At 68.7% G+C, this 26,631-nt stretch carries 24 protein-coding genes; 13 read left to right on the top strand and 11 right to left on the bottom strand.

Features of this window, described 5'->3' with window-relative positions; genetic code table 11:
• Window positions 1-1,109 (top strand): kelch repeat-containing protein (locus D7Y11_RS08415; protein WP_126933418.1); only part of this gene is annotated, 1,109 nt, incomplete at its 5' end.
• 34 nt (window positions 1,110-1,143) lie between these two features.
• Here D7Y11_RS08415 and D7Y11_RS08410 read toward each other — a convergent pair.
• Entirely contained in the window at window positions 1,144-2,058 is a 915-nt protein-coding gene (locus D7Y11_RS08410) for a DUF2381 family protein (RefSeq protein WP_120574883.1), read from the bottom strand.
• 26 nt (window positions 2,059-2,084) lie between these two features.
• Entirely contained in the window at window positions 2,085-3,917 is a 1,833-nt protein-coding gene (locus D7Y11_RS08405; protein WP_126933417.1) for a serine/threonine-protein kinase, read from the bottom strand.
• Between the two features lie 301 nt (window positions 3,918-4,218).
• On the opposite strand from D7Y11_RS08405, the gene D7Y11_RS08400 reads away from it, so the two are divergent.
• Window positions 4,219-4,578, top strand: a complete 360-nt coding sequence (locus D7Y11_RS08400) for a helix-turn-helix domain-containing protein (RefSeq protein WP_120574885.1) — start codon at window positions 4,219-4,221, stop codon at window positions 4,576-4,578.
• Window positions 4,579-4,763: 185 nt separating this feature from the next.
• Window positions 4,764-5,141 carry a hypothetical protein gene (locus D7Y11_RS08395; protein ID WP_120574886.1) on the top strand — a complete coding sequence of 126 codons (378 nt, stop codon included), beginning with the start codon at window positions 4,764-4,766 and terminating at the stop codon, window positions 5,139-5,141.
• Here D7Y11_RS08395 and D7Y11_RS08390 read toward each other — a convergent pair.
• Window positions 5,131-6,216 (bottom strand): ferritin-like domain-containing protein, encoded by a 1,086-nt coding sequence (locus tag D7Y11_RS08390; protein ID WP_233607238.1) that lies wholly within the window; start codon window positions 6,214-6,216, stop codon window positions 5,131-5,133. The genes D7Y11_RS08395 and D7Y11_RS08390 overlap by 11 nt on opposite strands.
• Window positions 6,217-6,808: 592 nt before the next feature.
• On the opposite strand from D7Y11_RS08390, the gene D7Y11_RS08385 reads away from it, so the two are divergent.
• Both D7Y11_RS08385 and D7Y11_RS08380 read left to right on the top strand, forming a co-directional pair.
• On the top strand, window positions 6,809-8,320 hold the full coding sequence (locus tag D7Y11_RS08385; protein ID WP_121751861.1) for an ABC transporter substrate-binding protein: 1,512 nt from the start codon (window positions 6,809-6,811) through the stop codon (window positions 8,318-8,320).
• 249 nt (window positions 8,321-8,569) lie between these two features.
• Window positions 8,570-10,711, top strand: a complete 2,142-nt coding sequence (locus D7Y11_RS08380) for a M28 family peptidase (protein WP_121751860.1) — start codon at window positions 8,570-8,572, stop codon at window positions 10,709-10,711.
• Here the strand turns inward: D7Y11_RS08380 and D7Y11_RS08375 are convergent.
• The 3 genes from D7Y11_RS08375 to D7Y11_RS08365 are packed head-to-tail and all read right to left on the bottom strand — an operon-like array spanning window position 10,708 to window position 14,781.
• Window positions 10,708-12,906, bottom strand: a complete 2,199-nt coding sequence (locus tag D7Y11_RS08375; protein ID WP_120574889.1) for a peptidase domain-containing ABC transporter — start codon at window positions 12,904-12,906, stop codon at window positions 10,708-10,710. The genes D7Y11_RS08380 and D7Y11_RS08375 overlap by 4 nt on opposite strands.
• Window positions 12,896-13,843 (bottom strand): HlyD family efflux transporter periplasmic adaptor subunit, encoded by a 948-nt coding sequence (locus D7Y11_RS08370; RefSeq protein WP_126933416.1) that lies wholly within the window; start codon window positions 13,841-13,843, stop codon window positions 12,896-12,898. Before D7Y11_RS08370 ends, D7Y11_RS08375 begins: the two co-directional genes overlap by 11 nt.
• Window positions 13,840-14,781, bottom strand: a complete 942-nt coding sequence (locus D7Y11_RS08365; protein WP_126933415.1) for an efflux RND transporter periplasmic adaptor subunit — start codon at window positions 14,779-14,781, stop codon at window positions 13,840-13,842. Before D7Y11_RS08365 ends, D7Y11_RS08370 begins: the two co-directional genes overlap by 4 nt.
• A 402-nt stretch (window positions 14,782-15,183) precedes the next feature.
• On the opposite strand from D7Y11_RS08365, the gene D7Y11_RS08360 reads away from it, so the two are divergent.
• Window positions 15,184-15,930, top strand: a complete 747-nt coding sequence (locus D7Y11_RS08360; RefSeq protein ID WP_233607237.1) for a hypothetical protein — start codon at window positions 15,184-15,186, stop codon at window positions 15,928-15,930.
• A 19-nt stretch (window positions 15,931-15,949) separates the two neighbouring features.
• Here D7Y11_RS08360 and D7Y11_RS08355 read toward each other — a convergent pair whose 3' ends face one another.
• Window positions 15,950-16,876, bottom strand: coding sequence for an RluA family pseudouridine synthase (locus D7Y11_RS08355; RefSeq protein ID WP_126933413.1), 927 nt, complete (start codon window positions 16,874-16,876; stop codon window positions 15,950-15,952).
• Window positions 16,877-16,980: 104 nt separating this feature from the next.
• Here D7Y11_RS08355 and D7Y11_RS08350 point away from each other — a divergent pair, with 104 nt between their 5' ends.
• The 3 genes from D7Y11_RS08350 (at window position 16,981) to D7Y11_RS08340 (ending at window position 21,289) form a co-directional block, all read left to right on the top strand.
• Window positions 16,981-17,544 (top strand): hypothetical protein, encoded by a 564-nt coding sequence (locus D7Y11_RS08350; protein WP_126933412.1) that lies wholly within the window; start codon window positions 16,981-16,983, stop codon window positions 17,542-17,544.
• Window positions 17,545-17,729: 185 nt separating this feature from the next.
• A complete protein-coding gene (locus tag D7Y11_RS08345) occupies window positions 17,730-17,957 on the top strand; it encodes a mersacidin/lichenicidin family type 2 lantibiotic (RefSeq protein WP_199753706.1) in 228 nt (75 codons plus the stop codon).
• 116 nt (window positions 17,958-18,073) lie between these two features.
• Window positions 18,074-21,289: a type 2 lanthipeptide synthetase LanM family protein gene (locus tag D7Y11_RS08340; RefSeq protein ID WP_126933411.1), complete on the top strand. Its 3,216-nt coding sequence runs from the start codon at window positions 18,074-18,076 to the stop codon at window positions 21,287-21,289.
• 38 nt (window positions 21,290-21,327) lie between these two features.
• On the opposite strand, the gene D7Y11_RS08335 is transcribed toward D7Y11_RS08340, so the two are convergent.
• On the bottom strand, window positions 21,328-21,645 hold the full coding sequence (locus tag D7Y11_RS08335) for a hypothetical protein (RefSeq protein WP_121751856.1): 318 nt from the start codon (window positions 21,643-21,645) through the stop codon (window positions 21,328-21,330).
• A gap of 78 nt (window positions 21,646-21,723) precedes the next feature.
• Complete coding sequence (locus tag D7Y11_RS08330; RefSeq protein ID WP_233607236.1) at window positions 21,724-22,089, bottom strand: PaaI family thioesterase; 366 nt, start codon at window positions 22,087-22,089, stop codon at window positions 21,724-21,726.
• Between the two features lie 83 nt (window positions 22,090-22,172).
• Here D7Y11_RS08330 and D7Y11_RS44190 point away from each other — a divergent pair, with 83 nt between their 5' ends.
• On the top strand, window positions 22,173-22,400 hold the full coding sequence (locus tag D7Y11_RS44190; RefSeq protein ID WP_233596667.1) for a helix-turn-helix domain-containing protein: 228 nt from the start codon (window positions 22,173-22,175) through the stop codon (window positions 22,398-22,400).
• A 10-nt stretch (window positions 22,401-22,410) separates the two neighbouring features.
• On the opposite strand, the gene D7Y11_RS08320 is transcribed toward D7Y11_RS44190, so the two are convergent.
• Together D7Y11_RS08320 and D7Y11_RS08315 are read right to left on the bottom strand one after the other, a co-directional pair.
• Window positions 22,411-22,767: a hypothetical protein gene (locus D7Y11_RS08320; protein ID WP_121751854.1), complete on the bottom strand. Its 357-nt coding sequence runs from the start codon at window positions 22,765-22,767 to the stop codon at window positions 22,411-22,413.
• A complete protein-coding gene (locus tag D7Y11_RS08315; RefSeq protein ID WP_120574897.1) occupies window positions 22,751-23,185 on the bottom strand; it encodes a hypothetical protein in 435 nt (144 codons plus the stop codon). Before D7Y11_RS08315 ends, D7Y11_RS08320 begins: the two co-directional genes overlap by 17 nt.
• Window positions 23,186-23,310: 125 nt before the next feature.
• Here D7Y11_RS08315 and D7Y11_RS08310 point away from each other — a divergent pair, with 125 nt between their 5' ends.
• The 3 genes from D7Y11_RS08310 (at window position 23,311) to D7Y11_RS08300 (ending at window position 26,608) form a co-directional block, all read left to right on the top strand.
• A complete protein-coding gene (locus tag D7Y11_RS08310) occupies window positions 23,311-24,426 on the top strand; it encodes a sterol desaturase family protein (protein WP_233596672.1) in 1,116 nt (371 codons plus the stop codon).
• A gap of 12 nt (window positions 24,427-24,438) precedes the next feature.
• Complete coding sequence (locus D7Y11_RS08305) at window positions 24,439-25,299, top strand: hypothetical protein (protein ID WP_120574899.1); 861 nt, start codon at window positions 24,439-24,441, stop codon at window positions 25,297-25,299.
• A 157-nt stretch (window positions 25,300-25,456) separates the two neighbouring features.
• On the top strand, window positions 25,457-26,608 hold the full coding sequence (locus D7Y11_RS08300) for a TIGR03118 family protein (RefSeq protein WP_121751852.1): 1,152 nt from the start codon (window positions 25,457-25,459) through the stop codon (window positions 26,606-26,608).
• The last annotated feature ends 23 nt before the right edge of the window (window positions 26,609-26,631 follow it).

Raw genomic sequence — 26,631 nt, 5'->3', positions numbered from 1 at the left:
GAGGGGACGCGGGGCAGGACGCAGGACCTGACGGGGGCCTTCCCGATGACGAGCGCGAACCGCCGGGGTGGAAGTCCGTGGTCTCCATGAGAATGCGGCGCACAGGCCATACGGCCACCGCGCTGGGAGACGGCCGGGTGCTTGTTGTTGGCGGAAGCAGCACGGGCGACCTCTCGGCGGTCAACCCGACGAACACGACGGAGATCTACACCGTCGCCTCCAACAGCTGGAGTGCCGGCGGGAACCTGGGGACGGCTCGCATGGACCACACCGCCACCCGGCTGCGGAATGGCAACGTATTGGTGGTCGGTGGCAGGGGACCCACGGGTGGCGCGCTGGGCAGTGCTGAAATCTATGACGTGGGTGCGAATGAATGGACCGCGGTCAGTCCCATGCCCGGCGGAGCACGTGCCTCCCATGCCGCCGTCTTGCTGCCCTCGGGGAAGGTGCTGGTGGCGGGTGGCGGCAGCTCGGATGCCGATGGGCTGAACACCTCCGAACTCTATGCTCCGGACAACGACTCCTGGACGAAGACAGGGGACCTGAACGTCAGACGCAACATGCTGACGCTCACCCTGCTGGACGGTGGCGTGGCATTGGCCATTGGTGGCTACCATCGCAACGGAGCGGAGGCGACCGCCGAGGTCTACGACTCGAACCCACCGGATGGAGGATGGCGACTCCTTTCGCAGCGGATGGGCCATGGGCGCAACGGGCACGCCGCCACGCTGCTGCCCTCTGGACAGGTCCTGGTCACCGGCTCCCTCGAGGGTTCACCTGGAACGGTCCTCCCGTCAGTGGAACTCTTCGAGCCAGGCAGCGCTTCGTGGACGCCCCAGGCAGACATGAGGGAAGCCCGCTTCCTCCACACGGCCACCGCCCTGCCTTCGGGCGAGGTGCTGGTGACGGGCGGGTATTCCACCTCCTACGCGAAGCCGCGTGCCTCCGCGGAGATACTCCGGCGGGATGGCGGCTGGGAACCCATCGCCCCCATGTCATCGGCGCGCACCTCTCACACCGCCACGTGGCTGGAATCTGGGAGTGTGCTCATCATCGGCGGCACCGACGGCGGCGTGGCGCTGAACACCGCCGAGCGGTACGTCCCCTGAGCGTCGTCCGAGCCCCGCGAGGCGTTCCTCCAGGTCAGGGGAACGTCACGTTGGTGAGCGTGAGGGTCCGAGGCCCGTCTTCTTCCCACAGCTTGAGCGAGAAGGGCCCTTGAACAAGAGCCGCTGAAGCCTCGGCCTCAACCACGACGCGGCCGATCTCTCCTGTCGAAATGGGGTGCTCCTGCCACAGGCGAAGCACCTTCAACTCCACGCCGGCCTTGGTTCGAAGCATTGCCCCTTTTCCAATCCAGGTCTGGGCCCCCGAGTTCACCGCCAGATGGATTTCCACGGCCACCCTGGTCGAGGATCGGTAGCTTCGGACGATGGCTGCCCGAAGCACATTCCCAGCCGATTGGGCTACGTCCTTGGTCACGACCCATCCGGCCACACCGTGCTCATCCAATGCCTTGGTGGAGATGAGGCCTGCAAGACCGGCCGGAGCCTCATGCTCCGCCATCAGGTGGGCGCGCTCTTGCTGGCACCGCACCAGCGCGTCACGAACCTCCCTGGCTTCCTGCTGGTACGTCTCAACCGTCCGCCGCCCACGATAGACCTCGACAAGCGGCTCCGCGTTCGCGGGATGCGCCCGCAGAAGGAAGGTGGCACTCCTCGGTGCGGCTCCATCCTGGAAACGCACGACCAGTCGAAACTGCTCGCCAGCCGTCACGCGCGGAGAGGGCACCAACCGGAGGGTGGTCTGCCCCACATCCACGAGGGAGAAGCGGTCCCGTCCTTCGAGCTCGATGCCATCGCGCAGCAGGTCAGAGTCAAAGAACAGGCCTGTCGAGACGTTCGCACTGATGACGATCTCGGACGCGGGTCGAGCGTCGTCAGGGGCCAACTCGATGCGCCGCGCGCCCGGCAGGGTGGCCAGAACCGTGGATTGAGCGTCTGCCACTCCGCCCACGAACAAGAGGCCCAGGAGAACGATGAAGGAAGATGAAGGCACTCGGCGGCGGCTCCCAGAGGGTTCTGCTACTCGAACTCGCCCACTGCCTTCACGCGAGCTGTCGTGTAGATGCGGGCACTGGAGACCGAGTCGTCTCCGGGTTCTCGAGCCATTCCTCGCTCGCCCTCCTCCGCGTAGACCTCGATGCACACGGGGAAGCTGTCGCCCTTCCGCGTCGTCGCCCAGGTCAGACGCCCATAGACGCGGTCCCTCACGATGAGCCGGCCTGACAGCACTGTCATGCGCGGCATGTCCCCCCAATCGCTGATCAGGATCAACTGAGTGGGTCCCTCCCGCACCGGAATCACCTTGGGCACGTCGACGACGAAGAGCGCGTCTTCCTTTGTCCCGATATTGATACCCAACTTCTCCATGACCTTGGCGGCTCCCACCGGGCACGGCTCGGGAGGAGGCGCAGGGCGCACCTGGGTGCCAGGGCATGCGAGTGCCGTGCAGGCCGCCGCCGCGCTCACCGCACGGGCCATGATCCCCAGGCCCTTCTTCGCGGGCTTAGAGGGGAGCTGAAGGGGCAGGGTGTCTTTCGGCTGCGTAGTCACGGTGGCTGAAACCTCCTGGAGCGTCGCGGGGAGTGCGACGGCCGCGGCGGTGGCCTCCGGCCCGATGGGAGCCGCGGCGCGGTCAGCTTGAGGCGACTTGCCAGAGGGCGCTACTTCCTGACGGGGAGGCGTCACCGGAGCCATTCGTGACGGCCAGAGCATCAGCGAGGCCCCCGCCGCGAGCAGCCCCAGGACCCGCGCGACCCTCGTCCAGGCCCGCGAGTGTCCTCGCGGCTTCGGCGCGGCCTTCACGGGGGTCCCGCTCGCCGTCGTCGCCGCGTCGGCGGACGGAGGGAGTCCTGGCGGCGGTGGGCGTTTTCCACGACGAGGACGGTACATCGGTGCAAGCCTCCACCGCTCCTCGCTGTCCCTCCCCCCTTCCGTCGTCGCGGTGTCCTCACCGAAGGCGTCGCAGAGCGGCACGTCCCACGCCGCGTCCGCGTGCACCAGCACTCGCTCAAGCTCCGTCACAGCGGCCAGGGCACTCAACGTGCGCGTCTCTGGCGTCTTCTCCAGGAGGCGCAAGCACACGTCGCCCAGCGCTCGAGGCACCCGTGCATTCTCCTCGTGCGGCGGCACCGGTTCACGGGTCATGACGGCCTCGATGAAGCTGGCGTCGTCGACTCCATCGAAAGGCTTTCGCGCCGTCAGCAACGCGTAGAGGACAAGACCCAGGGCCCACAAATCATCCGAAGGACCAGCGCTGTACTGGGCTCCGGCCAGGCGTGCGTGCTGCCGGAAATACCGCCACGCCTCCGGGGAGCGATACTCCGGCGTCGCCGGCGGCAGGATGTCCACCGTCAGCCTCCGCGCGCCCTCGTAGTCGCCAATGCCGAAGTCCAACAGCTTGGCCAGGCCGTCCGAAGCCCGAACCATGACGTTGGCCTCCTTCACGTCCCGGTGCAGCACGCCCGCCACGTGAGAAGCCGCCAGTGCCCGCGCTACATCGAGTACTACGCGAGCCACCTGCCGCGCCGTGGGGTTCTCCTCGTCCGCCCACACGTCCAGCCGGCGCCCATCCACATACTCCATGACGATGATGACGAACTGCGGCGCCCCTGGTGGCCACAGGCCGTGGCCCTGGATGCCCACCACGTTGGGGTGGCGCAGCTTCAAGAGGATGGAGATTTCGCGCTCCGCCCGCTCGCCCACGCGCGGCAGGTGCAGCAGCTTCATGGCGAAGGGCTGCCCCGCGTTGCGAGCGAGGTACACCGTGCCGCAGCCCCCCTGCCCCAGCTGGCGCTCCACCGTGTAGCCCAATACCTCGGCCCCGGGCGGCAGGATGGCGGGCGGCGGCCTCATGGCGTCCTTCCTTCGGGACTCAGGGCCACTCGCATGCGACGTCCTCCCAGCGGGGCTGGGGACGCTACCAGAAACACGATGAGCCCGGGCATTCCTCTTGATGCCCCTCCTCTCACAGGAGTTCTTTCAGGTTCACTCTTCTGTTTCTTTCAAGTCCACGCACCCACTACCTGCCTGCCCCACCCCCTGGCCTCCCTGACCGGATGGAGCATCCTCCGGCCGACGTCGTCTGCTACACCTCGTGCGGCGCATGGGGAGCCTCAGGCGCGCATTCACCTCCACCTGCTTCCGAGCCGATCCCATGAATGAAGAACTGGCCATCACGATCGGTAGAGTCGCCCGCGCCGCCCGCGAGGAGCAGGGCCTGACCCAAACCGAGGTGGGCCCTCGCGTGGGCCTCCTCTCCACCGTCTACAGCCGCCTGGAGCGCGGGAAGATGCTCCCCAGCGTTCCGACGCTCTACCGTCTCTGCACGGAACTGAAGGTGTCTCCGGAGGACATGCTCGGCCTCACCGCCCTGGTGCGAGGCCGCAAGGGCCAGCGTCCGCGAGCGCGCGAGGACGAAGTGCCCGCCCTGCGCCGCCTGCTCTACCTTGCGCGCAAGCTGGACGCGGAGAAGCTCGAAGCACTCCTCCACGTCGCTACCGTCCTGACCCGCTAGAGGCCTCTACTTCCGCCGCGTCATCACGTCGGGTTCGTCCGCCTCCCGCCCTTCCGGTCCCGGTCACCAGCGCACCGCGACTCACCGCGCATTCTCGACGGCTGGAGGCGGAAAACGGACCGTTCATGGGACCCGGACTCCCGCGGGAGAGGCCTCCGTGCAACCTCCGGGTTCCAGGAGGCTGCATGCAGATGCTGAAGGGAATGCTCAAAGGCGGGGTCCTCGGAATCCCCTACGCGGTCGCCGCGACGACCCTCGTCTTGATGATGTTCTTTGGCTTTCAGGGATGGATGCCTTTCTTCGAGCTGGCCCTGTTCGTCGCGGCGCACTCGGCGCCCGCGGGAGCCGCGGTGGGAGCGGCCATCGTCCTCACCGGGGCATATCAGCGGGGATGCACCTGGCGAGCTCAACTGGTGATGGTTGTCATCTACGTGTTGGTGGGCTTCGTGGGCCTCAGGACCACAGACATCTGGACCTTGGAATGGATCGTGCGAGTGGCGCCGGCCTTTCTCCCGCCAGGCTTCCTCGCCACCTGGGCAGCGGCGCGCTGGATCAAGCAGTAACCGGCGTCGGGGCGTACTCCGACCCAATGGCTCTCGCCCGCGTCCGTTGGATGCATTCCTCCATCAGCCGTCCCAGCTCCGCCTGGGGCAACACACCGTTGCGCGCCAGGAAGGACTCATCGACTCCCGGGATGCTGGGGAGCGAGGGCGTCCTTTGCGTCTCCAGCGCATCCAATGCCTGACGCAGTGCCTGCTTCGCCTTGCCGCCGCCCCGCTCCAGGGCGAACACAATGACATCCCAGGCCAGCTCCGCGTGCCGTCCCTCATCCTCCGCGATGACCGCCAGGGTCTCCCGCACGACCGGGTCGCTGGCCCGCCTTGACGCTTCAGCGGCGACGCTGGCTGCGAGTCCTTCACCCAGGCACCCATCCAGCAACGACCCGCGCACCAGCCGCGACCACTCGTCGCCTTCGCCTGGATTGGGACGCTGGGGGCGGTCCTGGCCCAGCTCCGGAATCATTCCCGCGCTCCAGGGCACCCCCGAGTAGGCCCGGGCGAGCGCGAAACACCGCCTGGCATGACGGACCTCGTCCAGGGCCGCCAGGTGACACGCCTCCAGCAGCTCCGAAGGTGCGCCCAGGGCGGAGAGCTTGAGCGACAGCTTCGCGAAGGCAGGAACCGACGCGTGCTCCATGCCCGCGGAGTGCAGCCACGCCTCCCCCAGCACGGTCCGCTGCCAGGGCGTGAGCCCTTCGAGTTCTGGAGCGGCGTCGTCCGCCCAGCCGTCTCCCAGGGCGCGGCGGGCCACGCGAGCGCGCCCCTTGAGACGCAGCACGCGTCCCTTCGAGAAGTTCATGTGACTGATTGCACTGTAGGCCCAGTACACGAGCCCCATCGTCGTGGCGCCCAGGATCGTCAGGACGCCCCCACGGGTCCCGGCGCCCTTCATCATGACGACGATTCCCGAAACGAAGAGCATGGGTCCCAGAAGGACGATGAAACACACGAACACCGCGATGAGCTCGACCATGCCCTCCCTGGAGCAACGCATGTGCCAGCGCGTGCAACCGCCCCCCAGGGGAAGGACGAGCGCCCCGGTGTGCAGGAGGGCGCCCACCTGTGCATCGCGATGCACGCGGGGCTTCCGCCGCGGCGGTGGCCTTGCGCGGACTGGAGCGGCTCTTGACCGCCATGCTCGATGTCAGACAGCGGCGGATTCGGACCAGGCGTCGGCGAGCATGGTGAAGAGGTGACGCTCGAGGATGACGTCCTGATGGACGTGGTGGGCTTCCACAACGACCGCGTGATGCCCTTCTCTCCCCGTGCGGATGGGACTGAGCCGGCAGGACGTGAAACAGGCGGCCCAGGCGGACCCCTCGCTGGACCGCAGGCTGCATGACCGGGCCCGGCGTCAGGCCACCGTCGAGCACGTGATGAAGCGGGCGTTGCCCGGACTCGACCTTCGCCATTCTGACGGGGCGCAAGGCAGCGAGGCGCGGGGATGAGCGGACAGGGCCAAAGAAAAGTCCGCCAAGACTTTTTTCTCCTGCTCACGCAGAAACACCACCGATGGCCCGTTGCCGGAATCACCTGCCGACAAGCGCGTTTGTTTTCACGGCCCCGAGGGAAAATTGGAATCGAAGCGCGCCCGGAAATGTCAGACCGGCGCGGTATCTATCTCCCTGCGCGGCGCCATTCTGGGCGCCGCCGAAAGGGCTCCCTCCACAATGAATATGTCATTGGTTTCCCTCGGGCTTCTGGTCGGCATGACCGGCGTTGGATGCGCGGGTCTCGACGAGGCCGAGGCGGTGGACTCCGCCGTGTCCGCGGACACGACCTCCCAGCTCACCCAGGGATTGATCACCCAGGTCACCGGGACCAGCCCGGTCACCTTCGTCGCCACGTCGGGCAACGAGACGAAGCCGTACGACCAGTCCGCCACGTCGGTGGTGGCATACACGCGGGACTCCACCACCGGGGCGTTCACGGCCTACCCGGGCACGGGCTCCGCGGACGGCACCCTCTCCGTGCCGAACGTCCCTTCCGGCCGCATCTACCTGAAGCTGGGCTCGCGCTACCTGGTGAGCACCGGCCGCACGTTCGACCTGGGCTCCACGGAGTGGGGCCGTGATGGCACCTTCGTCTCGCTGCCCACTCCCGTGACGGTGTCCGCCACCGGCCTGTCTCCCTGGCAGCCGGGGGACTACCTGGAGGTGTATTCGTTGAACGCGGGCGCGTTCGGCTACGTCAACGGCGGCGTCACGGGGTTCCCCCTGGCGGGCGCCACGTCGCTCTCCGGGCTGAGCTTCGATTACTCCGACATGCTCAACCCGGTGCTGCTCGACAGCGGCCTCGGGGATGTGTTTTCGCTGGTACAGATGCGGTGGCAGACGAGCGCGAATGGAGTGCCCTACCGCGCGATGCACAAGGTGCTCGACGCGAGCATCACGCAGGTGGAGGGCCAGCCCGCCTCCGTCAGCGGAACCTTCACCCAGCCCACCGCGACAGGCACCTTCGCGGTGGACTGGAGACGCTCGGCCTTCGAAGCCATGCGCACCCAGGTGAACCCGGGCGCGGTCAGCACGTACAACGAGATCTGGATGTCCGCCCGGCCGGCCGCGCTGGGCACGGCGCTCGCGTCCATCAGCGGGCAGCCACTGCTCGTGAAGCTCAATCCTGATACGCAGCGGACCGACATCGTCACGGGGAGCATGACGTACAACAACGCGCTCCCGGCGACGTGGCAGAAGGTGGCGCTCGCCGCCGCGGGCTTCACGAAGAGCTACGCGCTGGGAACCGCGACGCCCTACACCATGGGCGTGGACATCCGCGTGGATCAGGAGGCAAGCGCATTCACCGCCGCGCCCGTGCAGCCCCTCGTCGGACCGGTGCAGGCGCCCCTGGTGAATACGCGAGGTGCGTTCCAGAACCTCACGGGCGTGGGGACTGACGCCTCGCTGCGCTGGTCGAAGCCGCTGGTAGGCACGGCCACGAACTACGTGGTGAACATCTTCCGGCTGGGCACGAGCAACGGTTCCACCACCGCGACGCGCGTGGCGGCGCTGCACACGGATCTCCAGAGCGTGTACCTGCCCCCGGGCGTGTTGCTGTCGGGCCAGACGTACTTCGCTGAAATCCAGAGCTGGTACCAGCCCGGCTCGGACCTCGCGACGAGCCCGTTCAAGCGCGCCCTGCCCCGAGCCCGCGCCAGCGTGCTGACTGGCACGTTCAGCCCGTAGCCACTGAAGTCCAGGGAAGGAGGGAGCCCGCTCCCTCCTTCCCCACGAGCCAATGAGCCGCGGGCCCCAGTGGCGGAAGTCGAATCAGAACTCGTAGCCACTGAGGGTCACGCTCGCGTTCCAACCCGAGCCGTATGCACCGATCTTCTCTCCCGCTTCGAAGCGGATGGAACGCAAGGGTTGTCGGTTGAGGCTGAATCCGGGGACGTGACTCCGTGGAGCTGGTGCTAGTTTTTCCCGAGACACCCCATGACATTCCGCCCATTGCCCTTCGCCCTCCTCGCGCTGTCTGTCTCACTCAGCGCCTCCGCCCAGACTCCCGCGTCCCCGTTGGGGCCCATCTCTCCCACCACCGGACTGGTGCTTCGGGACGACGTGGTGCGCGCCCTCATCCAGGAGAGTTCGGGCGACCGGATCCATGACGGCGTGCAGCGGCTGTCCCTCATCGCGAGGGACAGCCTCGATGGCTACTCGGAGGCAGCCGCCTGGACGAAGACCGCCGCCGAGGCCGCGGGGCTCCAGGCCGTCCGTTTGGAGGCCATGAAGGACGGCCCCCAGTGGCGGGCCACGCGCGGCGAGCTGTGGGTGGCCGGTCGCCACCGGTACCGCGTGACGTCCTACGCCGACCTGCCCATGGCCCTGGCGACCGGCAGCGGCAGCTTCGAGGGCACGGACCTGGAGCTGGTCGACGTGGGCACGGGCACCCAGGACGCGGAGTACGCGGGCAAGGACCTGAAGGGCAAGGTGGTGCTCACCCGGGGGCACCCCACGTCCGCGCTGCGTAACGCCGTGGTGAAGCTGGGCGCAGTGGGCGTGGTCTCGTCCTACTCGACGCCGCCGTGGAACGCGCCCCACCGCATGGACGGTGACTTCCCGGATCAGGTGGGCTGGGCCGCTGTCCCCCGGAGCCTGATGCCGCAGGGCGCGCGGACGCCCTTCCTGTTCATGGTGTCCGACCGGCAGGGGCGTGAGCTGCGCGCCCAGCTGCGGGAGGGGCCGGTGAAGGTGGACGTGAGCGTCGCCACGCAAGCGCCCATGGGACACCTCAGCATCGTCAGCGGCGTCATTCCCGGGACGCTCGCGGGAGAGGAGGTCGTCCTCACCGCCCACCTGGACCACTACAAGCCCGGGGCCGACGACAACGCCTCCGGCTCCGCCACGGTGCTGGAGCTGGTGCGCACGTACACCACGCTCATCCGCAAGGGCGTGCTGCCCCAGCCGGTGCGAACCCTGCGCGTGCTGTGGCTGCCGGAGTTCGAGGGCACCCGCGACTGGTTCTCACACCACGGCGCGGATCCGGTGCGGCGGGTGGCGCAGTTCAACTTCGACATGCTCGGCGCCAGCATGACCCGCGTCCACTCGCGCTTCCAGGTCTCCTATACGCCGGACTGGAATGGCAGCTTCGTGAACGCGGTGTCTGAGTCCACGGTCGCCTTCATGAACCGCTTCAACGGGGTGGCCTACCCGCCGAGGAAGGACTTCCGCATCGGTTCGGTGACCGGCTCGCAGGACCCGATGGATGCGCACATGGAGCGCTACGGCCGGGGTTCGGATCACCAGCTCTTCAACGACCACGGCATCCCGGGCGTCGCCTACTCCACGTGGCCCGATGACGCCTACCACACCAGCGGCGACCGGCCGGAGAACGTGGACCCTACCCAGCTGCACCGCGCGGCGTTCGCGGGCCTGGCCGGCATCACCGTGGCCGCGTGGGCCGAAGGCATGGGCGCCCTGGAGCTCTCGCGCCTGGTGGCGGTGCACGGCGCGAAGCGCGTGGCGGAGGACGAGTTCCGGGCCCGCCGCGAGCTGGCCTCGACGCCCGCCGCGCAGGTGCCCGGCTTCGCCCGTCTGGCCCGAGCAGGGGTGCGCGCGGGCTACCAGCGCGAACGCGACGCCCTGCGCTCCTGCCTGGCCCTGGGCGCGCCCGCCGAACCGGTGAAGGCGATGGTCCAGGCGCTGGAGACCGCTGAATCCCAGGCCCTGAAGCGCCTGGATGCGGACGGGAAGGCGCGCGGCGTGTCCCTGAAGGAGCCCTCACCTGGCGAAGCCGAGCGCAAGGCACGGGCCTTCGTTCCGCGTCGCGTGAAGGGCCAGGAGCTCGCGTCGTTCGATGACCTGGAGCGCAGCGCGCCCCCCGAATCCAAGGCCCGGGTGGAAACTGTGAAGGCAGCCATGAACACCGCGTCCACGGCCCTGCGCGAACAGGGGGAGAGCGAGCTGCGCTTCTACCAACTGGCGGATGCGCTCGCGAGCTACGCCGACGGCAAGCGCTCCGTGGCGGACATCCGCGACGCGGCCCATGCCGAGTATGGCTATGTCTTTCCCGTGGAGTCCCTGCTGGAGTTGTTCGGGCTGCTGGAGCAGGGCGGCATCATGACGCGCGGACGCTAGAGCTGGGCTGACACCAGCCGGGCGTAGGCGCCATCCCCTTGCACGAGCGTCTCATGGCGCCCCTGCTCGACGATGCGCCCGTCCTCCATCACCAGGATGAGGTCCGCCTTGCGGATGGTGCTCAACCGGTGCGCGATGACGATGCGCGTGCAGTTCAGTGAAGCCAGCGCGTCCTGGACCCGGTGCTCCGTGACGGAGTCCAGGGCGCTGGTCGCTTCATCCAGGAGGAGGATTTTCGGGTCGCGCACCAGGGCGCGGGCCAGGGCCAGCCGCTGCCGCTGGCCTCCGGACAGGGACATTCCCCTGTCCGCCAGCGGCGTGTCGTACTGGAGCGGCATGGCCATGATTTCATCGTGGATCTGCGCCTGCTTCGCCGCGCCGACGATGCGCTCCGGGGGCGCTGAAGGGTCGCCGAGCGCGATGTTCGCGCGCAGCGTCGCTCCGAAGAAGGAGGGCTCCTGCAGGACGATTCCCACCTGCTCCCGCACCGCGCTCAAGGACAGCTGCTCCAGGTCGACTCCGTCGTAGAGCACCCGTCCTCCCGTGGGCAGGTAGAGCCCCAGCAGCAGGTTCGCGAGCGTGCTCTTCCCCGCGCCGGAGCGCCCGACAATCGCCACCAACTGCCCGGGCTCGATGCGCACGGACATGTCCTGGACGATCATCGGCGCCAGGGTGCCGAAGCGGAACGAGACGCGCTCCATTTCAATCCGTCCCTGCAGCTCCGCGCTCGCCTCCGGCCGCGCCGGATCGCGCTCCACCGGGGTGTCCAGCACGTCATCGATCCGCTCGATGTAGCTGCCCACCAGCTGCAGCTGCCCCATCGTGGCCACCAGGTTCGCCAGGGGCGTGAGCAGGGCCACGGCCAGCGCGTTGAGGCTCAACATCGTCCCCAGGCTCATCCGACCCTCCAGGACCTGGAGCGCGCCCATGCAGAGCAGCAGCAGCGGCGCGCTCAACTTCAGCGTGCCGGAGAGCGCGTCCACCCAGGCGGTCAGCCGGCCTCGGGCCAGGGAGACGTTGAGCACGTCCACGAAGAGGCTGGAGTAGTGCTGCACGGCGCGGTGCTCCGCGCCGAAGGCCTTCAGCGTCTGCATCCCCGTCAGCATTTCAATCTGGTAGCTCTGGTTGCGCGCCTCCAGCTCCAGGTTGCGCGCGAGCAGGCTGCGCTGCTGGCGCCGGGACACCTCGAACACCAGCACCTGCAACGCGCCCAGGGCGCCCACCAGCAGGGCCGTTCCGGGGCTCGCCACGGTCAGGATGACGAAGTAGAGCACCACCAGCAGGCCATCCAGCAGCGTGGACACGAGGCTGGAGGAGAGCACCTCGCGCACGGTGGCGGTGACGTTGAGGCGCGCCATCAGGTCGCCCGCGGCGCGCGCCTGGAAGAAGGGATACGCCAGCGACACCAGGTGCTCGAGGAACCCGAGCGTCATGTCCGAATCCACCCGCGTGCGCAGCTCCAGCAACAGGTGGCTGCGCACCAGCGAGGTCAGCAGGTGGAAGCACACCAGCGCGCCCAGCCCCACGCCCAGGACCAGCAGCAGGTGGTAGTCGCCCCGGGGAACGACGCGGTCCACCACCAGGCCGGTCAGCAGGGGGATGGAGAGCGTCAGGACCTGCAACATCAACGACAGGACGAACACCCGCGTGAGCGTCTGGGATTGGCGCGCGAACTTCTCCACGTAGCGCGACCTGCGCTTGGGTTTGCCCGGGGCTCGCACGAAGCCTTCGCCGGGTTCGAAGAGCAGCGCCACGCCGGTGAAGAACTGCCGGAACTGCTCCAGGGTCACGAAGCGCCGGCCCTGCGCCGGGTCGACGATGTGCACGCCGTCGGAGGCCCACCGCTCCAGGACGACATAGTGGGTGAACTTCCAGTGGAGGACCGACGCCTCGGGCAGGAAGGGCACTCCGTCCAGGTCGACGGAGACGCCCCGCCCCCTCAGGCCGAAGGCGCGTCCCGCCGTCAGCAGGTGCGCCGCCGCGAGCCCGTCCTGGGAGGTGCCCATCACGCGCCGCAGCTCGTCCAGTCCCACGCTCCGGCCATGGAAGCCCAGCACCATGGCCAGACAGGCGAGGCCGCACTCCGCCGGCGTCATCTGCCGCACTTCCGGGATGCGCTGCCCGCGCGCCGCCGCCTGGAGCCTCCGCAGCGCGGGGAAGCGCTCCACGAGCCCCCGTCCGGATTCATCCGCCATGGGGCAGCAGCTCCTTCAGTCCGGGAACGAGCGTGAGCAGGATGCTCTCCGACTTCACCCGCGCCTCTGCCCGCGCCGGCATGCCGTCGTAGTAGTTGAAGGTCCGTCCCTCGCGGACGAACGTCCGCAGCGGCAGCCGCGCGCGCACGAGCACCAGCGCTCCCTCCAAGGGAATGGCGTCCCCCAGCTCCGAGCCCAGGAAGCGCCGCGCCTCCGCGGGCCCGATGATCTGATCCCCCACGGACTCGATGACGAGGTCGCGGTACTCGTAGGCGAAGCCCTGCAGCTCCAGGCGCAGGTCCATGCCCGGCACGAGCAGCGGACGGTACTGCCCCGGCAGGAAGCCCATCACCACCACCGTCGCGTCGTCCCCCAGGAGCGACAGCGCGCGCATGCCAGAGGAGATGTACTGGCCGGGCTGCAACCGCAGATCCCCGACGACGCCCGCGTGGGGTGCTCGCAGCGTGCGCTCCTCCAGCCGGGCCTGGGCCAGTTCGCGCTCGGCCCTGAGGCCCGTGAGCGCCTGGCGTGCCCCTTCATCCGAGGGGTCGCGCAGGTAGCGGACGAGTTGCAGTTCGAACTCGCGGGAGATGCGCGCCAGGGTCCCCTGCTCCTGTTCGGACGCGAAGTGCACCAGCGGCTGGCCCGCGACGACGCGCTGGCCGGGCTGCACGTCCACCGTCAGCACCACGCCGGAGAACGCGACCGTCAGGTCCGTCTTGCCCTCCACGCGGATGAGCGCGGGGCCCGCCGCGTATTCGAAGAGCGTGCCCACGCAGAAGAAGAGCAGCGAACAGGCCAGCGCGCCCACCAGCACCCAGTAGGCCCACCGGGTCCACGCGGGGCTGATCCGCAAGAGGTCGCCCCCGGACTCCGCGTGGGCCCGCTGCCGGTACTCCAGCGCCTCCTTGCGATACGGGCTCGGCCTGGACGTCATGGCGTGACCGCCTGGGAAGCGGCGTCCTTCTGGACGAACACCCGCACCACGACACCCGAGGGCACCGGAGCATGGCCCTCGCGCGGCACGCTCGCGATGGCCAGGAGCATGCGCGAGGCCGCGTCTACTTCCGGTGCCAGGTTCTCCACCCTCCCCTCCAGGACCTGCCCCAGGGACGGCACCTCCACGGACAGCCGCGTGCCCACCGAAAGGCTCGCCGCCTGGTCCTCCGGAATGGCGAAGCGCACCTGCTGTGCTCCGGAGCGGATGAGGTGGAAGACGGCGCGGCCGGGAGCCACCATCGCCCCGGTGTCGAGGTAGCGGTTCGCGACCTGCCCGTCGAAAGGCGCGAGGACGGAGGCATCGGAGATCTTCTGGGCAATCTGCGCCACGCGCGCCTTGCGCTCCGCCACCATCGCCTCCGCGGCGCGCAAACGGGCCACGGCGGTCTGCTCCTGGAAGCGCGCGGTGGCCAGCTCCTCCTCGGAGAGGGCCCCCAGGGCGCGCTGCTGCGGGTCGGAGCGGCGCTGGAGCCGCTCCTGCATCTCCGTGAGCGCGATGGAGGCGATGTGCTGCTCCGCCTCCCCTGCCTGGAGCGAGGCCTGCGCCACCGCCAGCTCGCGCTGGAGGGCCCGCGTGTCCAGCTGGGCGAGGACCGCGCCCTGGCGCACGGTGTCTCCGACCTGCGCGTTCACGCGTTCGAGGGTGCCTTCCAGCCTGGCGGCCACGTCCACGCTGCCGCTGGCGACGATGACGCCCAGGAAGCCCTCACGGCGGGACGCAGGCTCCATCACGCGGGGCACGAGTTCCAGTGAGACAGCCGCTCCCGGCCGGGCCACGGCCGAGGATCCACGGCCGCCGTGCCACCGGATGAGCAGGAGCCCCCCCAGGAAGACCAGGGCGCCCAGGCCCATCATCCATGTCGTGCGTCGTGACATCACACAGAAGTCATGCGGGGGGCGGCTCGCACGGGCTCAAAGGGGCAGGATCGAAGGACGGGGAGGCGAGTCGTAACCAGTGCCGCATTGTACTTCGGCGGGGCGCGACGCCACTTTCCATCTCCAGGGGGCGGGCGGCCAGGAGCCGGGCCAGCGCTCCCCTTCCCAACAGCGCTCCCATTTCTCCTATGTTTCATTGCGCTCCCCCCACCGCGCATCCAGGTCCTCCCCATGCTCCGCCCGAGACTCGTAGCCCTTGCCTTGCTCCCACTCGTCTCCGCCTGCTCCGCCCCAGAGTGCACGGACACAGCGGACTGTGCGTCCCGGGGCCCCGACATCGTCTGCGTTGAGGAACGCTGCGTTCAGGCGTCCTCGCCAGATGCAGGTGCGGATGACTCGGGCGTGGACGCAGGCACGTCCGACGACGCGGGTTCGGGGGACGCGGGCTCCGGCGACGCGGGCTCCGGCGACGCGGGCGCTCCGGATGCCGGGGACTCGGATACGGGCACCCTGGATGGCGGTGAGCCTCCGCCGGAAGCCTCGCTTCGCATCACCGAGATCAACCCAGACGCCCCGCAGGACCTCATCGAACTGGTGGCCGTCACTGGCGGGACGCTGACCGGTATCTCCCTCCAGGAGCTCACCAACGCCGACTTCGCCTTCACCTTCCCCCAGGGATACACGGTGGAGACGGGCGCCGTGCTGGTGCTTCACCTCGGCGGCACCTGCACCGACGCTCCCAGCAACGCGGCCTCTTGTGGACAGACCGCGCCCTTCAGCGCCAGTGCCTGGGACTTCAGCATGCCTGGCACGCTGAGCTATTCCGGCAAGGCGTTCGAGCTGCTGTCGTCGAAGGGCGTGCCTGTCGATGGCGTTCCCTTCGTCCGAGCCTCCGGGGAGATGCCCTTGAGCATCGTCACCGCCGTCCAGCGCCTGCAAGCGGACCGCGTCTGGGATGCCACCCCCTGCATCCACGACATGACCACCGGTTTCGCGAAAGACCGCTACTGCCGCAACATCGCCGCGGACTGGTCCAGCCTCAACGAGAACTCCAGCATCATGCGCATCAGTGGCACCGCGCCGTTGACGACTCCGGGGCTCAAGACGCAATGGAGCGGGCCGCTTCCCTCGCGCTGGGGCTCCTACTGAGGCCATTGCGTGTCGGGGCTCAGGACTCCGACGCCATCCTCAACGCGGCCGGAGGTGGGGCGTACAGTCGCAGGCGCTCCGCCGTCATGGGGTGCGTGAACGCGAGCGTCTCCGCGTGGAGCAGGTAGCCTCCATCTCCGGGCAGGCCGGGCGCGTGCTCGCGGGGCAGACCTCCCGAGGCGAACATCGGATCCCCCGTGAGCGGATGGCCGATGGCCGCCAGGTGGATGCGGATCTGCTCGGGGCGGCCCGTGTGGATGCGCACCTCGAAGAGGGTCTGCCCTTCACGCCGCTCCAGGACCTCCGCGCGGCTGTGTGACGGCTTGCCCTTCGCGGTCGCCCCGTGCACCGCCCCCAGCACGGGGTGCGGCACCAGCCCGATGGGCGTGTGGATGTCATAGGACTCCTGCGCCGCGACCCCGTCCGAGAGCGCCCGGTAGCGCTTCTCCACGTCGCCCTCGCGCCAGTTGCCTGAGAGCTTCGCGGCGGCTTCATGCGTGCGAGAGAAGAGCACCAGCCCCGAGGTCGCGCGCCCCAGCCGGTGCAGCGCGGACGCCTCCGGCCAGCGCAGCCGTACGAGCGAGAGCAGCGTCCGCTTGAGGAAGCCGCCGGAGGGCAGCGTCGGCAGCCCGCTCGGCTTGATGACCGCGAGCAGCGAAGCGTCCTCGTACACCAACTCGAAGCTTTCGGGCGCCTCCGGCTCCCGCCAGGGCGGCCGGTGCCAGCAGAGCTCCTGGTGGGCCCGCAGCACCTCGTCGCCGGTCGCGATGAGGCCGTCCAGTCGCACCTCGCCACGCACGAAGCGCGCACGCCATTCCTCCTCGGTGGAGTGCCGGTACTTGTCCGACAGGTGGGCGAGCGTGGTGCACCCCACGGAGGCGGCGCCAATCCGCTCGCGGTACACGTAGCCGTCATTCAGGCCGGAGGAGTCGTCAGGCTGGGACATCACCCGTGCACTCTACGTCAGTGCTGCTGACACCAGGACCTCGTGGTCCTTCCATGGGACGCGATATCAAAATAGAGAGAAGGCACACGCCCCAAGGAGGACAGATGTCGCCGCGTCATCTCGCGCCGTGGTTGTTGCTGGTGACCCTTGTTACTGCCTGCGCATCGTCCCCGCCGGTGGAGCAGCGAAGGCAGCCGCCCCCGAGGATCCTCTTCGAGTCACCCCTCGCGTTGCTGCTCGAGAACTATCAGGAGCTGGGGCTGAGCACCGACCAGTTGATCAAGATAGGCCAGCGGGACGAAGCGCTGACCGTGACCAACAGGCCCCTGCGTGAAGAGCTCCGGGCCATCTGGACGCCCCCCATGGGAGGCAATCCGCCGCCGGGAGCCATGCCTGTCAGGGTCGGCCCCGCGGGCCGCGGAGGCCGGCCTCCGTACAGGCCGCCAGCCCAACCTCCCGAACCCGTGAGCGAAGAAGCACTGAAGCGGCAACAGCTCCTGCTCCAGGCGATGGAGGCCAACGAGACAGCGGCGTACGGCGAGGTCGAAGCACTCCTGGAGGAACCGCAGAAGGAGAAGGCGCGAGCGCTGGTCGAGAAGCAGCGCGAGGAGCGGGTTCGCGCACGTGAGTCGATGCAGAAAGCCCCCGAAGCCCCACCCGAGACGTAGTCCTGGAGGGGTCTCGCGCATGGCTCTTCACCACGCGTGATTTCCCTCCCACGCGCCATGGGAAATGGGGCGCCCGCGACTCACACCGGCATCACCCGGTGATACATGAAAAGGCCGCGGACGTTTGAAGCAGCCGGAGTTCGCGGGCTAGCCTGGGTGGGCCGTCAAAAAGGAGGCGGCCCAACATGATGACCCCCGACATGATCATCCGCGCCTGGAAGGACCCGTCGTTCCGCGAGAGCCTCACCGCCGAGCAGCGCACCCAGCTGCCCGCGAACCCCTCCGGCGCGACGCTGAACGAGCTGAGCGAGACCGAGCTGATGGACGTGGTCGGCGGCAGGATCGACATCGGTTTCACCGCCACCAACTCCTGTGAGTACATCTGCACCAACCTGACGTTCTCCCTGTGCTGATGGACGGTGTGTGACGGGCGGCTCCCACGAGGAGTCGTCCCGTTTCACTCGAGGCGCGGGGGCTCCGGTCCTCGCGCCTGTCTTTTTCCAAGTCCAGACGGACGTGCAGGGCGCGCATGCGAGAGGGCTCGAAGATGGGTGCGTGGGAGCGGGCTGCCTTCCTCCATGAGCGGGAGGCCGCGGGAGAGGACCCTTCCGCCCCGTCGCTCCCGCAAGCCGAGTCGCGCCTCCAGGCGTGGCGGCGCAGCACGCTGGGGGATGAGGCGTCCTTCGACGAGCGGCTTCGCGGCGTTGGGCTGGACGCGGCGTCCTTCGTGCGCAGGCTCGCGGGAAGCACGACGCGGCCGGAAGCCCTGACGTGGCTGCCGCTCCTGGAAGAGGTGCTGTCGGACCGCGCGGCCGACGTCGCCCTCCCCTCCCCCGTGGATCCGAGCCCACGGATGCGCGTACCCGCACTGACGCGCCGGTTCCTCCAACTGGGACTGCGCCGGCTGCGGGCTGGCGTTGATGCGCTGGCCGCCCGGAGCGTCCTGGCCGCCGATGCATTGCTGGACGCGCGCGCCGAAGCCTGGCTCGTGGACGCGCTGGAGCAGCGGCTGATGCAGACCGCGACCCGGTCGCTGGTGCTGGAGCTCAACGTGGCCCGGCTGCGCGGCGAACTGCGGGGCGAAACACCCCAGGCGCGCTTCGAGCACTTCGCCCTGCACCACCTGGAGGCCCCGGGCCGGCTCGCCGCGTTCCTGGAGGAGTACCCGGTGCTGGCGCGGCTCCTGGTGACGGCCCTGGAGCGGTGGATCCAGACGAGCCTGGAGCTGCTGACACACCTGGCGGAGGACCGGGAGGCCCTGGTGGCCGTGCTCGGTGCGGACGTGGATCCAGGGCCGCTCGTGGAGGCGTGCACGGGCGCGGGAGACCTGCACCGCGAGGGCCGCAGCGTGGCGCTGCTGACGTTTCGCTCCGGCCTGCGGGTCGTCTACAAGCCGCGGTCGCTGGAGGTCGAGGCCCGCTACCAGGACCTGCTGGAACAGTTGGAGCGCTGGGGCCTGCGCCATCCGCACCGCAGGCTGAAGGTGCTGACGCGCGAGTCGCATGGCTGGGTGGAGCACGTCGAGACCGGCGGGTGCGCCGACCGCGACGCCGTGGCGCGCTTCTATTGGCGGCAGGGCAGCCACCTGGCGCTGCTGTATCTGCTGCGCGGGGTGGATCTGCACTCCGGAAATCTCCTCGCCGCCGGGGAGTTCCCCGTCCTGGTGGACCTGGAGGGGCTCTTCCACCAACTGCCCGCCCCGCGCGCTGACGACACGGCGGTGTCCCGCGCCGCGCGCTTCCTGGAGCGGTCCGTGCTCAGCAGCGGCCTGCTGCCCACGCTCATGTTCGGCAGGGAGGGCCGGGCCGGCGTGGAGCTGAGCGGCCTGGGCGGCGAGGCCGGCCAGCTCTTCCCCCACGCCGCGCCCACGCTGGAGGACCGCGCCCGGGACACCCTGCACGTCGTCCGTCGGCAGCCGACCACGGCGGCGGCCCACAACCGCCCGCTGCTCGAGGGCCAGCCCGTGGACGTCACTGCGTTCGGGGCGTGCATCGAGGAGGGCTTCCAGGAGACCTACGCGTTGCTTCTCCAGCATCGCGAGGAGGTAGCGCGGACACTCGAGGGGTTCCGCGACGTGGAGGTGCGCCACATCGCGCGGGCGACGATGCGCTACGGCTTCCTCCTCCAGGAGGGCCTGCACCCGGACTTCCTGCGCGACGCGCTCGACCGGGATCAGCTGCTCGACAAGCTGTGGGCGGAGGTCCGCGTGCGCCCTTCGCTGGCGACGTTGACGCCCTCCGAGCACGAAGACCTCCGGCTGGGGGACGTGCCCGTCTTCACCGCGCGACCGGGTTCCCGCCACGTCTGGGACAGCCGGGGGCGCTGCATCCCGGACCACCTGCCGCACGCCGGCCTGGAAGGCTCGCGCCAGTTGCTGGAGGACCTGGGCCCCAAGGACTGCGCCGATCAGGTGGCGCTGATCCGCCAGTCGCTGGTGACGCTCGAGCGCGAGCAGGAGACCGTGGCGCCCCGAGCGTCGTGCACTGCCGCCGTGGATGCCCTGCCCCCGCCCGCCACGGCCGAGGCGTGCCTGGCCGGCGCGGTGCAGTTGGGCGAGCTGCTGGCGGCCCGAGCCATCCAGGGCGCCCACGACGTCGGCTGGATTGGCGTGGGCATCCAGGACCTGGAGCGCCGTCGCTGGGGGCTCACACCCCTGCGCACGGACCTCTTCGACGGCGTGGGGGGCGTGGCGCTCTTCTACGGCTACCTGGCGGCGGTGACAGGCCGGGAGGACTTCGCGGCGCTGGCGCGCAGGGCGTCCGTGCCAGTACGCGAGCAGTGGCGCGCGCCCGCGTCCCAGGACCCTTCCGGCGTGGGGGTGTTCACGGGGCGCGCGGCGAACATCTACGTCCTCAGCCATCTGGCCGTGGCGCTGGGCGACACCGCGATGCTGGACGAGGTCCACGCGGGCCTGGGTTCGCTGGAGGCGAAGATCGACGCGGACACGGCGCTGGATCTGGTCGCGGGCGTCGCGGGGACCGCGCTGGCGCTGACGCGGCTCCACCAACAGACCGGCAGCGAGGAGGCGCTCCGGCTGGCGCGCAAGTGCGGGAAGCGGATGCTCCAGACAGCGAGCGACTCCGAACACGGTGGACGCGCGTGGGTGGTGCCCGCGGCCGGGCGCGCGCTCACGGGTCTGGCCCACGGCGCGGCCGGCTTCGTCTGGGCCCTGCTGGAATTGGCCACGCTCACCGGCGACGAGCGCTACCGGGAGGCCGCACGCCAGGGATTGGCCTTCGAACGGGCCCTGTTCGTCCCGGAGCGCGGCAACTGGAAGGATTTGCGCACGTCGAAGGAAGGCGAGCCGCTGGTGCCCGGTGGCTTCATGACGGCCTGGTGCAACGGAGCCGCGGGCGGAGCACTGGCCCGGCTGCTGTCGCTGCGCCACCTGGACGATGCGCGGCTGCGCGACGAGCTTCGCGCGGGGCTCGCCACAGTGCAGCGGGAAGGCTTCGGCGGCAGCCACAGCCTGTGCCACGGGGACGTGGGCAACCTGGAGGTGCTGCACCTGGCGGGAGAGGTGCTGGGCGACGAGGCCTGGAAAGAGACCGCGCGCTCGCGCGCCGCGCGGGTGCTGGCTCAGGGCCGGGACGGAGCGTGGCGTTGCGGCCTGCCGAGGTTCACCGAGGCGCCAGGATTGATGCTGGGACTTGCCGGCATCGGGATGGGGCTCCTGCGCCTGGCCGCGCCCGACTTCGTGCCGTCCGTGCTGGCGTTGCAGCCTCCACGCGCCCAGGCGAGGTAGGCCAAACGCTCCCGCGCTGTGCAGCGGGAGCGAGGGCCTCAGGGACAATGCGTGCAGTAGAAGTAGTCGCTATAGACGGGATAGGCGCTCTCCACGCCCCAGCAGGTGGGATAGCAGGACGCATCCAGCTCGCACTCACCGACCTGCCCATCGGCTTGCATGGGGAGTGAGGTCCAATAGGTGGTGAGCCTGGGGATGTAATGCTGGGTGCAGGCGCTCGCCGTCACGGAACCGCCTGAATCCGAGACCACCGAAGGCTGCCGGACTTCGTTCCCGGTGCCTTCCAGCCTGGAATCGCCTCCGCACGCAACCAGACCCGACGCCAGGAACGCAGCCACTGCCAGCAGTTGCTTCATGGGGTCCTCACCTCGTGAAAGGAGTTCCGGATGAATCTCGCACGTTCGTTCATCCCAACTCCAGCCGGGGTCACCTCTTCACCTCAGATACGCAGTCGCCTGGAAGGCCGCGACCTGCCGCTCCCCGGAGTCGAGCACGCGCACTTCATACGTGGCCAGCTTCCTGCCGCGTGAAAGCTCGCGGGCTGTCGCCTCCAGGGGACTGTCATTCGCCGCGGTCAGGTACGTGATGTTGGCCTGGATGCCGATGGCTGTCTGGCCATGCGAGTTGCAAGCCGTGGCGAAAGCGATGTCGGCCAGCGCGAAGATCAAGGCGCCGTGCGGCGTCCCAAGCCCGTTCAACCGGCGAGAGGACACCGGGAGGCGGACGCGAGCGGTCCCTGGACCGCGCTCCACCAGCTCGCGGAGACAGGCCTGCTCCATGGCCATACGGCCACGACCCACTGGGCCAGCCTGGACGCTGCCGGCATCAGTATCCCGGGGTCGACTGGACGAGCGACCTGCGCATCTCTGTCACGGGTAGGCTCGTGACCGCGCGAGACATGGAAGCGACAGGGCGAACGCTGTTGGCGTACCTCACGGAGGTCCGTCTGGCTCGGGCGCGGGAGTTGCTGAACGCCAGCGACGAAGCCGTCTCACAGGTTGCTCACCGGGTGGGCTACGAGGACGCCGCCACGTTCACCGCGCTCTTCAGGCGGCACCACGAGCAGACGCCGGCCGCCTACCGCGAGTCATCCAGGGGCTCCGCTGGCTGACCGGCAGCGCTCAAAGCGCCAGCAGCACATCCACTTGCGCCTGGAGCGTCCGGGCCTCTTCATGCTTGCCAAGTCGGGTGTAGAGCGCCACCGCGTCGCGACGCTCCTGGATTTCACGCTGGACGAGCGCATCCACCGCCTCCGGCGACAACAGCAACCGGGCCACCTCTCCACTGCCGAGCCCACTCACGCCACCGGCGATGCCGCCAGAGACCGGAGCAGGAGCGACGCTCACGTCGGGCGCCTCGGCATTGTCGATGGCGGCGAGCGTTTCCCGAAGCACCGCCGAAGCGGGCGCGTTCCGGTTGCGCAGGGCCTCCTTCATCGCGGCCCGCAGCGTTGCCTTCCATTCATCCACGGTCTTCATGCGTCCACGATAGCAGGCAGCAGGGGCCTACGACGTCTGCAAGAAGAGGGTGCCGTAGCGGCCACTGCAATCCAGCGCATACAACTGCTCGTTGCCAGTCGACAGGAGCTTGCAGGCAGTGACTTCGGCGGACCTCCTGGACAATCACCGCGGCCACGAAATGCGCGAAGCCTTGAAAGCGCTCCACCGGGTATGCGTCGATGGAAAACGAGGCATCACCATACAGGGTGATTCCCGCCTGCTTCGCCTCTGACAGGGACATGTAGCTGATCTCCTGCCTGATTCCGTGGAGGTCCGGAAAGCGGGCCTGGACTCCGGCGCCCTGCGACTGCCAATCCACGCTGACGTCACCCAGACCCGTGATGTTCATGTCGGGCGAAAGGAGCCTGTTCACTTCGTCCCGCAGCGTGAGGTCCATGCCGCCCCTCTTGACGCATTGGGATGCGAACAGCAACGCGCGAGTCCGCCGGAGGGCCTGCGCCGCCACCCGGGTGGTGTAGGCTCATGCCTCGCCGCACTCCTTCTGGACGGTCTTCCTTGGAAATGCTTCTTGCTCCCGCCCGGCGCATCGACCTGGGCAAACGCGCCGGTGTCACCGGCGGGTTGTTGGGCGTGCTCTGCGTGGTCGCTGAGTTCTGCTTCCTGTTCCCTCACGTGCTCGTGTCCAACGATGGCCGGGCCTTCTACGTGGAGCACCTGGAGATCTTCCGGGGCATCCTCCAGGTGTCCATCATCGCCACCTTCCTGCTGGGCACCTTCAGCGTGATGACCCTGCGCTCCAAGGCGCACGGCGGCATCGCCATGGTGCTGGCGCTGGTGGCGTTGCTTCTGGGAGGCAGCGAGGCGGAGCCCCTGACTCACACGCAGCGCTCGATGAGCGCGGGCCTGGACTTCTTCGCGTTGGACCTGCTGGTGCTGGGGCTGGTGTTCATCCCCATGGAGCGACTGTGGGCGCTGAACGAACAGAAGATCTTCCGCGTCGGCTGGCAGACCGACCTCAAGCACTTCTTCGTCAGCCACGTGGGCGTGCAGCTCATCTCCTTCGCGGTGCTCATCCCCGTGCAGGTGTTCCTGTCCTGGGCCGTGAAGCTCGACTTCCAGGCGCACGTCGCCGCGCAGCCCATCTGGTTGCAGTTCTTCGAAATCCTGCTGGTCATCGACCTGGTGAGCTACTGGGTGCACCGGGCCTTCCACACCGTCGGGTGGATGTGGAGCTTCCACGCCATCCACCACTCGACGCTGCAGATGGACTGGCTGGCCAGCTCGCGCAGCCACCTGGTGGACATCCTGGTCAACCGCTTCGCGGGCTTCGTGCCGGTGTTCCTGCTGGGCTTCCACCCGTCCGCCATCTACGGCTACCTCGTGTTCGTGTCCTTCCACGCGGTGTACATCCACGCCAACGTCAACCACCGCTGGCCGTACCTGCGCTGGATCTTCGCGACGCCGGAGTTCCACCACTGGCACCACACGTCCGATGACGAAGGCATCGACAAGAACTTCGCTGTCTTCCTGTCATTCATCGACGTCATCTTCGGCACCGCGCACATGCCGTCCCACTGGCCCTCGAAGTACGGCACCACGAAGTTCCAGCCGCCGGAGACCTACCTGGGCCAGCTGGCGTACCCGTTCAAGCGCCATGAAGAGACGCCCTACGGGTAGCCCACGACCACCATGGGAAAATACAAGCTGATCTCCAAGCCGTTTCCCGCGCTCACGGCAGGGGACGTCAAGCACGGCGGGACCGGCCTCATCGAGGACGCACGACACGTCGTGTCTCCGTTGAGCGTGGGCAACAGTCACGCGAGCACGCCTCTTGAGTTCCTGTTCAAGAAGTTCGCGGTGCACGTCATGTCCTTCGAGATCGAGGGTGCCGAGGCGCCGAACTGGTTTGGCGTGAGCTTTCGCAAGGGCATCCAGTCCTTCGATTCCGTGAACATCTTCTGTCACCCCAGCCCGGGGACCGCCGGGATGACGGACCGGGACTACCCGACGCGCGCGGGTTCGTGGCCGCGCCTGTTCCGCTACGCGCAGATGATGGGGGCCCAGTTCGCCATCGCCGGCTCCGACCAGGTCGCGATCGTCCCCTTCTTCAACAACGCGTCGTACTCGAGCACGGGCCTCTTCGGTGCGAACTGGAAGGACATCGTCCTGGACATCCTGACGGAGGTGAGGGCGGAAGCGCTGCAACGCACCGACCCCTTTCCCGTGGTGCTGAAGGACGTCGTGCTCTCCGACTTCAGCTTTGGCCGTGGCCTGATGCGGAACATCCGGGCACGAGCCCCCGGCCTGTCCCGGTACCTGCGGGAGATCTGGGACTTCGACGGTGTCGGCGGGGCGCCTCCCTACGGAGCGGGAGAGGTGGGCGCCATCCTCTACGACCAGTCCACCGGCGGCGACCCGCGCATCTTCCATGTGCCGCCGACCCGGTGGCAGCAGTTCCACGGCAAGATTGCTTCAAGCGTCCACAGCAACATCCCGGACCTGCTCGCGTGTCACGCGGCCACGGTGAGCAACGTAGGCCGCGGCGGATAGCACCCGGCCCGGGGTCGGATGACGCGTTGGAAGCCGGGCAATAAGCACTGGCGGTCATTTCCCTGCTCAAAAGGGCCTGTTGCGGCGGAGTGCCCCTCTTCTCAGGTTTCAGCCAGACGAGAAGGTCACAGCAGCGCGATAGCTCAAGGGGGGAATCATGAAGACAACGTCGATTCGCGAACTGGGGCGGCGGTGTGGGGGATATGTGCTTGGATTGTCGCTTGCCGTGGTGGCGCTGCCTGGAGCGGCCATCGCCCAGGCACCGGGCGGGCTTCCCAACACGTACACCCAGAGGAACCTTGTCTCCGATGGCAGCGTGGCCGCGGAGCATCCGGATCCCAATCTGATCAACAGCTGGGGGCTTGCCTTCAACCCGTTCGGCGCCGCCTGGGTCGCCGACAACGGAACAGGGGTGTCAACCCTCTATGACGGCGATGGGAACGCGCAGTCGCTCGTGGTCACCATCCCGGTGCCCACGGGAGCCACGGCTCCGTCGAGCCCCACGGGCGTCGTCTTCAACGGCTCCGAGGGCTTCGTGGTCACCTCGGGAAGCGCCAGTGGGGCTGCTCGCTTCATCTTCGTGACGGAGCAGGGCGTCGTGGCTGGCTGGTCTCCGCTGGCGGCCCCAGCCAATGCCATCCTCACGGTGGACAACTCCGGCAGCAACGCGATCTACAAGGGCGTCGCCCTGGCGAACAATGGCACCGCCGCCTATCTCTACGCGACCGACTTCCACAACGGAAAGGTGGACGTCTTCGACAGCAATTTCGCGCCCGCCACGCTGAGCGGGAACTTCACGGACCCGAACCTGCCTGCCGGCTTCGCGCCGTTCGGCATCCAGAACATCAACGGCGACCTCTACGTGAGCTATGCGCAGCAGGACGATGAGCGCAAGGACGACGTGCACGGCGCGGGCCTGGGCTACGTCAACGTCTTCGATTCAAACGGGAACCTGATCCGCCGGCTCATCTCCGCGGGCAGCCTGAACGCGCCGTGGGGCATGGCCGTGGCGCCGGCCAGCTTCGGGCGGTTCGCCGGGCGCCTGCTGGTGGGCAACTTTGGCGACGGCACCATCAACGCCTTCGACACCGTGACGGGCACCCTGGATGCCCAGCTCCAGGGCACCAACGGGAAGCCGATCGTCATCGACGGCCTCTGGGCGCTCGCGTTCGGCAACGGCCTCATGAACCAGCCCACCCGCACGCTGTTCTTCACCGCGGGTCCGGCGGAGGAGAGCCAGGGCCTGTACGGCCGGCTGGACGTGGCCACCCCGGGCGCGACCCGCGTCCCCTCCCGTCCCACGCGCTGAGCCGCGCGCGGTTGAAGCAGGGA

The sequence above is a fragment of the Corallococcus sp. AB018 genome, from assembly GCF_003986945.1.
GTDB lineage: Bacteria > Myxococcota > Myxococcia > Myxococcales > Myxococcaceae > Corallococcus > Corallococcus exiguus.
The sequence above is the reverse complement of the archived record's forward strand: the minus strand, read 5'-3'. Positions and strand labels throughout refer to the sequence as shown.

Excerpts from the sequence above, each read along its gene's own strand:
- D7Y11_RS08405 (WP_126933417.1), bottom strand. The coding sequence starts at position 3,917 with ATGAGGCCGCCGCCCGCCATCCTGCCGCCCGGGGCCGAGGTATTGGGC.
- D7Y11_RS08400 (WP_120574885.1), top strand. The coding sequence starts at position 4,219 with ATGAATGAAGAACTGGCCATCACGATCGGTAGAGTCGCCCGCGCCGCC.
- D7Y11_RS08395 (WP_120574886.1), top strand. The coding sequence starts at position 4,764 with ATGCAGATGCTGAAGGGAATGCTCAAAGGCGGGGTCCTCGGAATCCCC.
- D7Y11_RS08385 (WP_121751861.1), top strand. The coding sequence starts at position 6,809 with ATGAATATGTCATTGGTTTCCCTCGGGCTTCTGGTCGGCATGACCGGC.
- D7Y11_RS08380 (WP_121751860.1), top strand. The coding sequence starts at position 8,570 with ATGACATTCCGCCCATTGCCCTTCGCCCTCCTCGCGCTGTCTGTCTCA.
- D7Y11_RS08375 (WP_120574889.1), bottom strand. The coding sequence starts at position 12,906 with ATGGCGGATGAATCCGGACGGGGGCTCGTGGAGCGCTTCCCCGCGCTG.
- D7Y11_RS08370 (WP_126933416.1), bottom strand. The coding sequence starts at position 13,843 with ATGACGTCCAGGCCGAGCCCGTATCGCAAGGAGGCGCTGGAGTACCGG.
- D7Y11_RS08365 (WP_126933415.1), bottom strand. The coding sequence starts at position 14,781 with ATGTCACGACGCACGACATGGATGATGGGCCTGGGCGCCCTGGTCTTC.
- D7Y11_RS08355 (WP_126933413.1), bottom strand. The coding sequence starts at position 16,876 with ATGTCCCAGCCTGACGACTCCTCCGGCCTGAATGACGGCTACGTGTAC.
- D7Y11_RS08350 (WP_126933412.1), top strand. The coding sequence starts at position 16,981 with ATGTCGCCGCGTCATCTCGCGCCGTGGTTGTTGCTGGTGACCCTTGTT.
- D7Y11_RS08345 (WP_199753706.1), top strand. The coding sequence starts at position 17,730 with ATGATGACCCCCGACATGATCATCCGCGCCTGGAAGGACCCGTCGTTC.
- D7Y11_RS08340 (WP_126933411.1), top strand. The coding sequence starts at position 18,074 with ATGCGAGAGGGCTCGAAGATGGGTGCGTGGGAGCGGGCTGCCTTCCTC.
- D7Y11_RS08335 (WP_121751856.1), bottom strand. The coding sequence starts at position 21,645 with ATGAAGCAACTGCTGGCAGTGGCTGCGTTCCTGGCGTCGGGTCTGGTT.
- D7Y11_RS08320 (WP_121751854.1), bottom strand. The coding sequence starts at position 22,767 with ATGAAGACCGTGGATGAATGGAAGGCAACGCTGCGGGCCGCGATGAAG.
- D7Y11_RS08315 (WP_120574897.1), bottom strand. The coding sequence starts at position 23,185 with ATGGACCTCACGCTGCGGGACGAAGTGAACAGGCTCCTTTCGCCCGAC.
- D7Y11_RS08310 (WP_233596672.1), top strand. The coding sequence starts at position 23,311 with ATGCTTCTTGCTCCCGCCCGGCGCATCGACCTGGGCAAACGCGCCGGT.
- D7Y11_RS08305 (WP_120574899.1), top strand. The coding sequence starts at position 24,439 with ATGGGAAAATACAAGCTGATCTCCAAGCCGTTTCCCGCGCTCACGGCA.
- D7Y11_RS08300 (WP_121751852.1), top strand. The coding sequence starts at position 25,457 with ATGAAGACAACGTCGATTCGCGAACTGGGGCGGCGGTGTGGGGGATAT.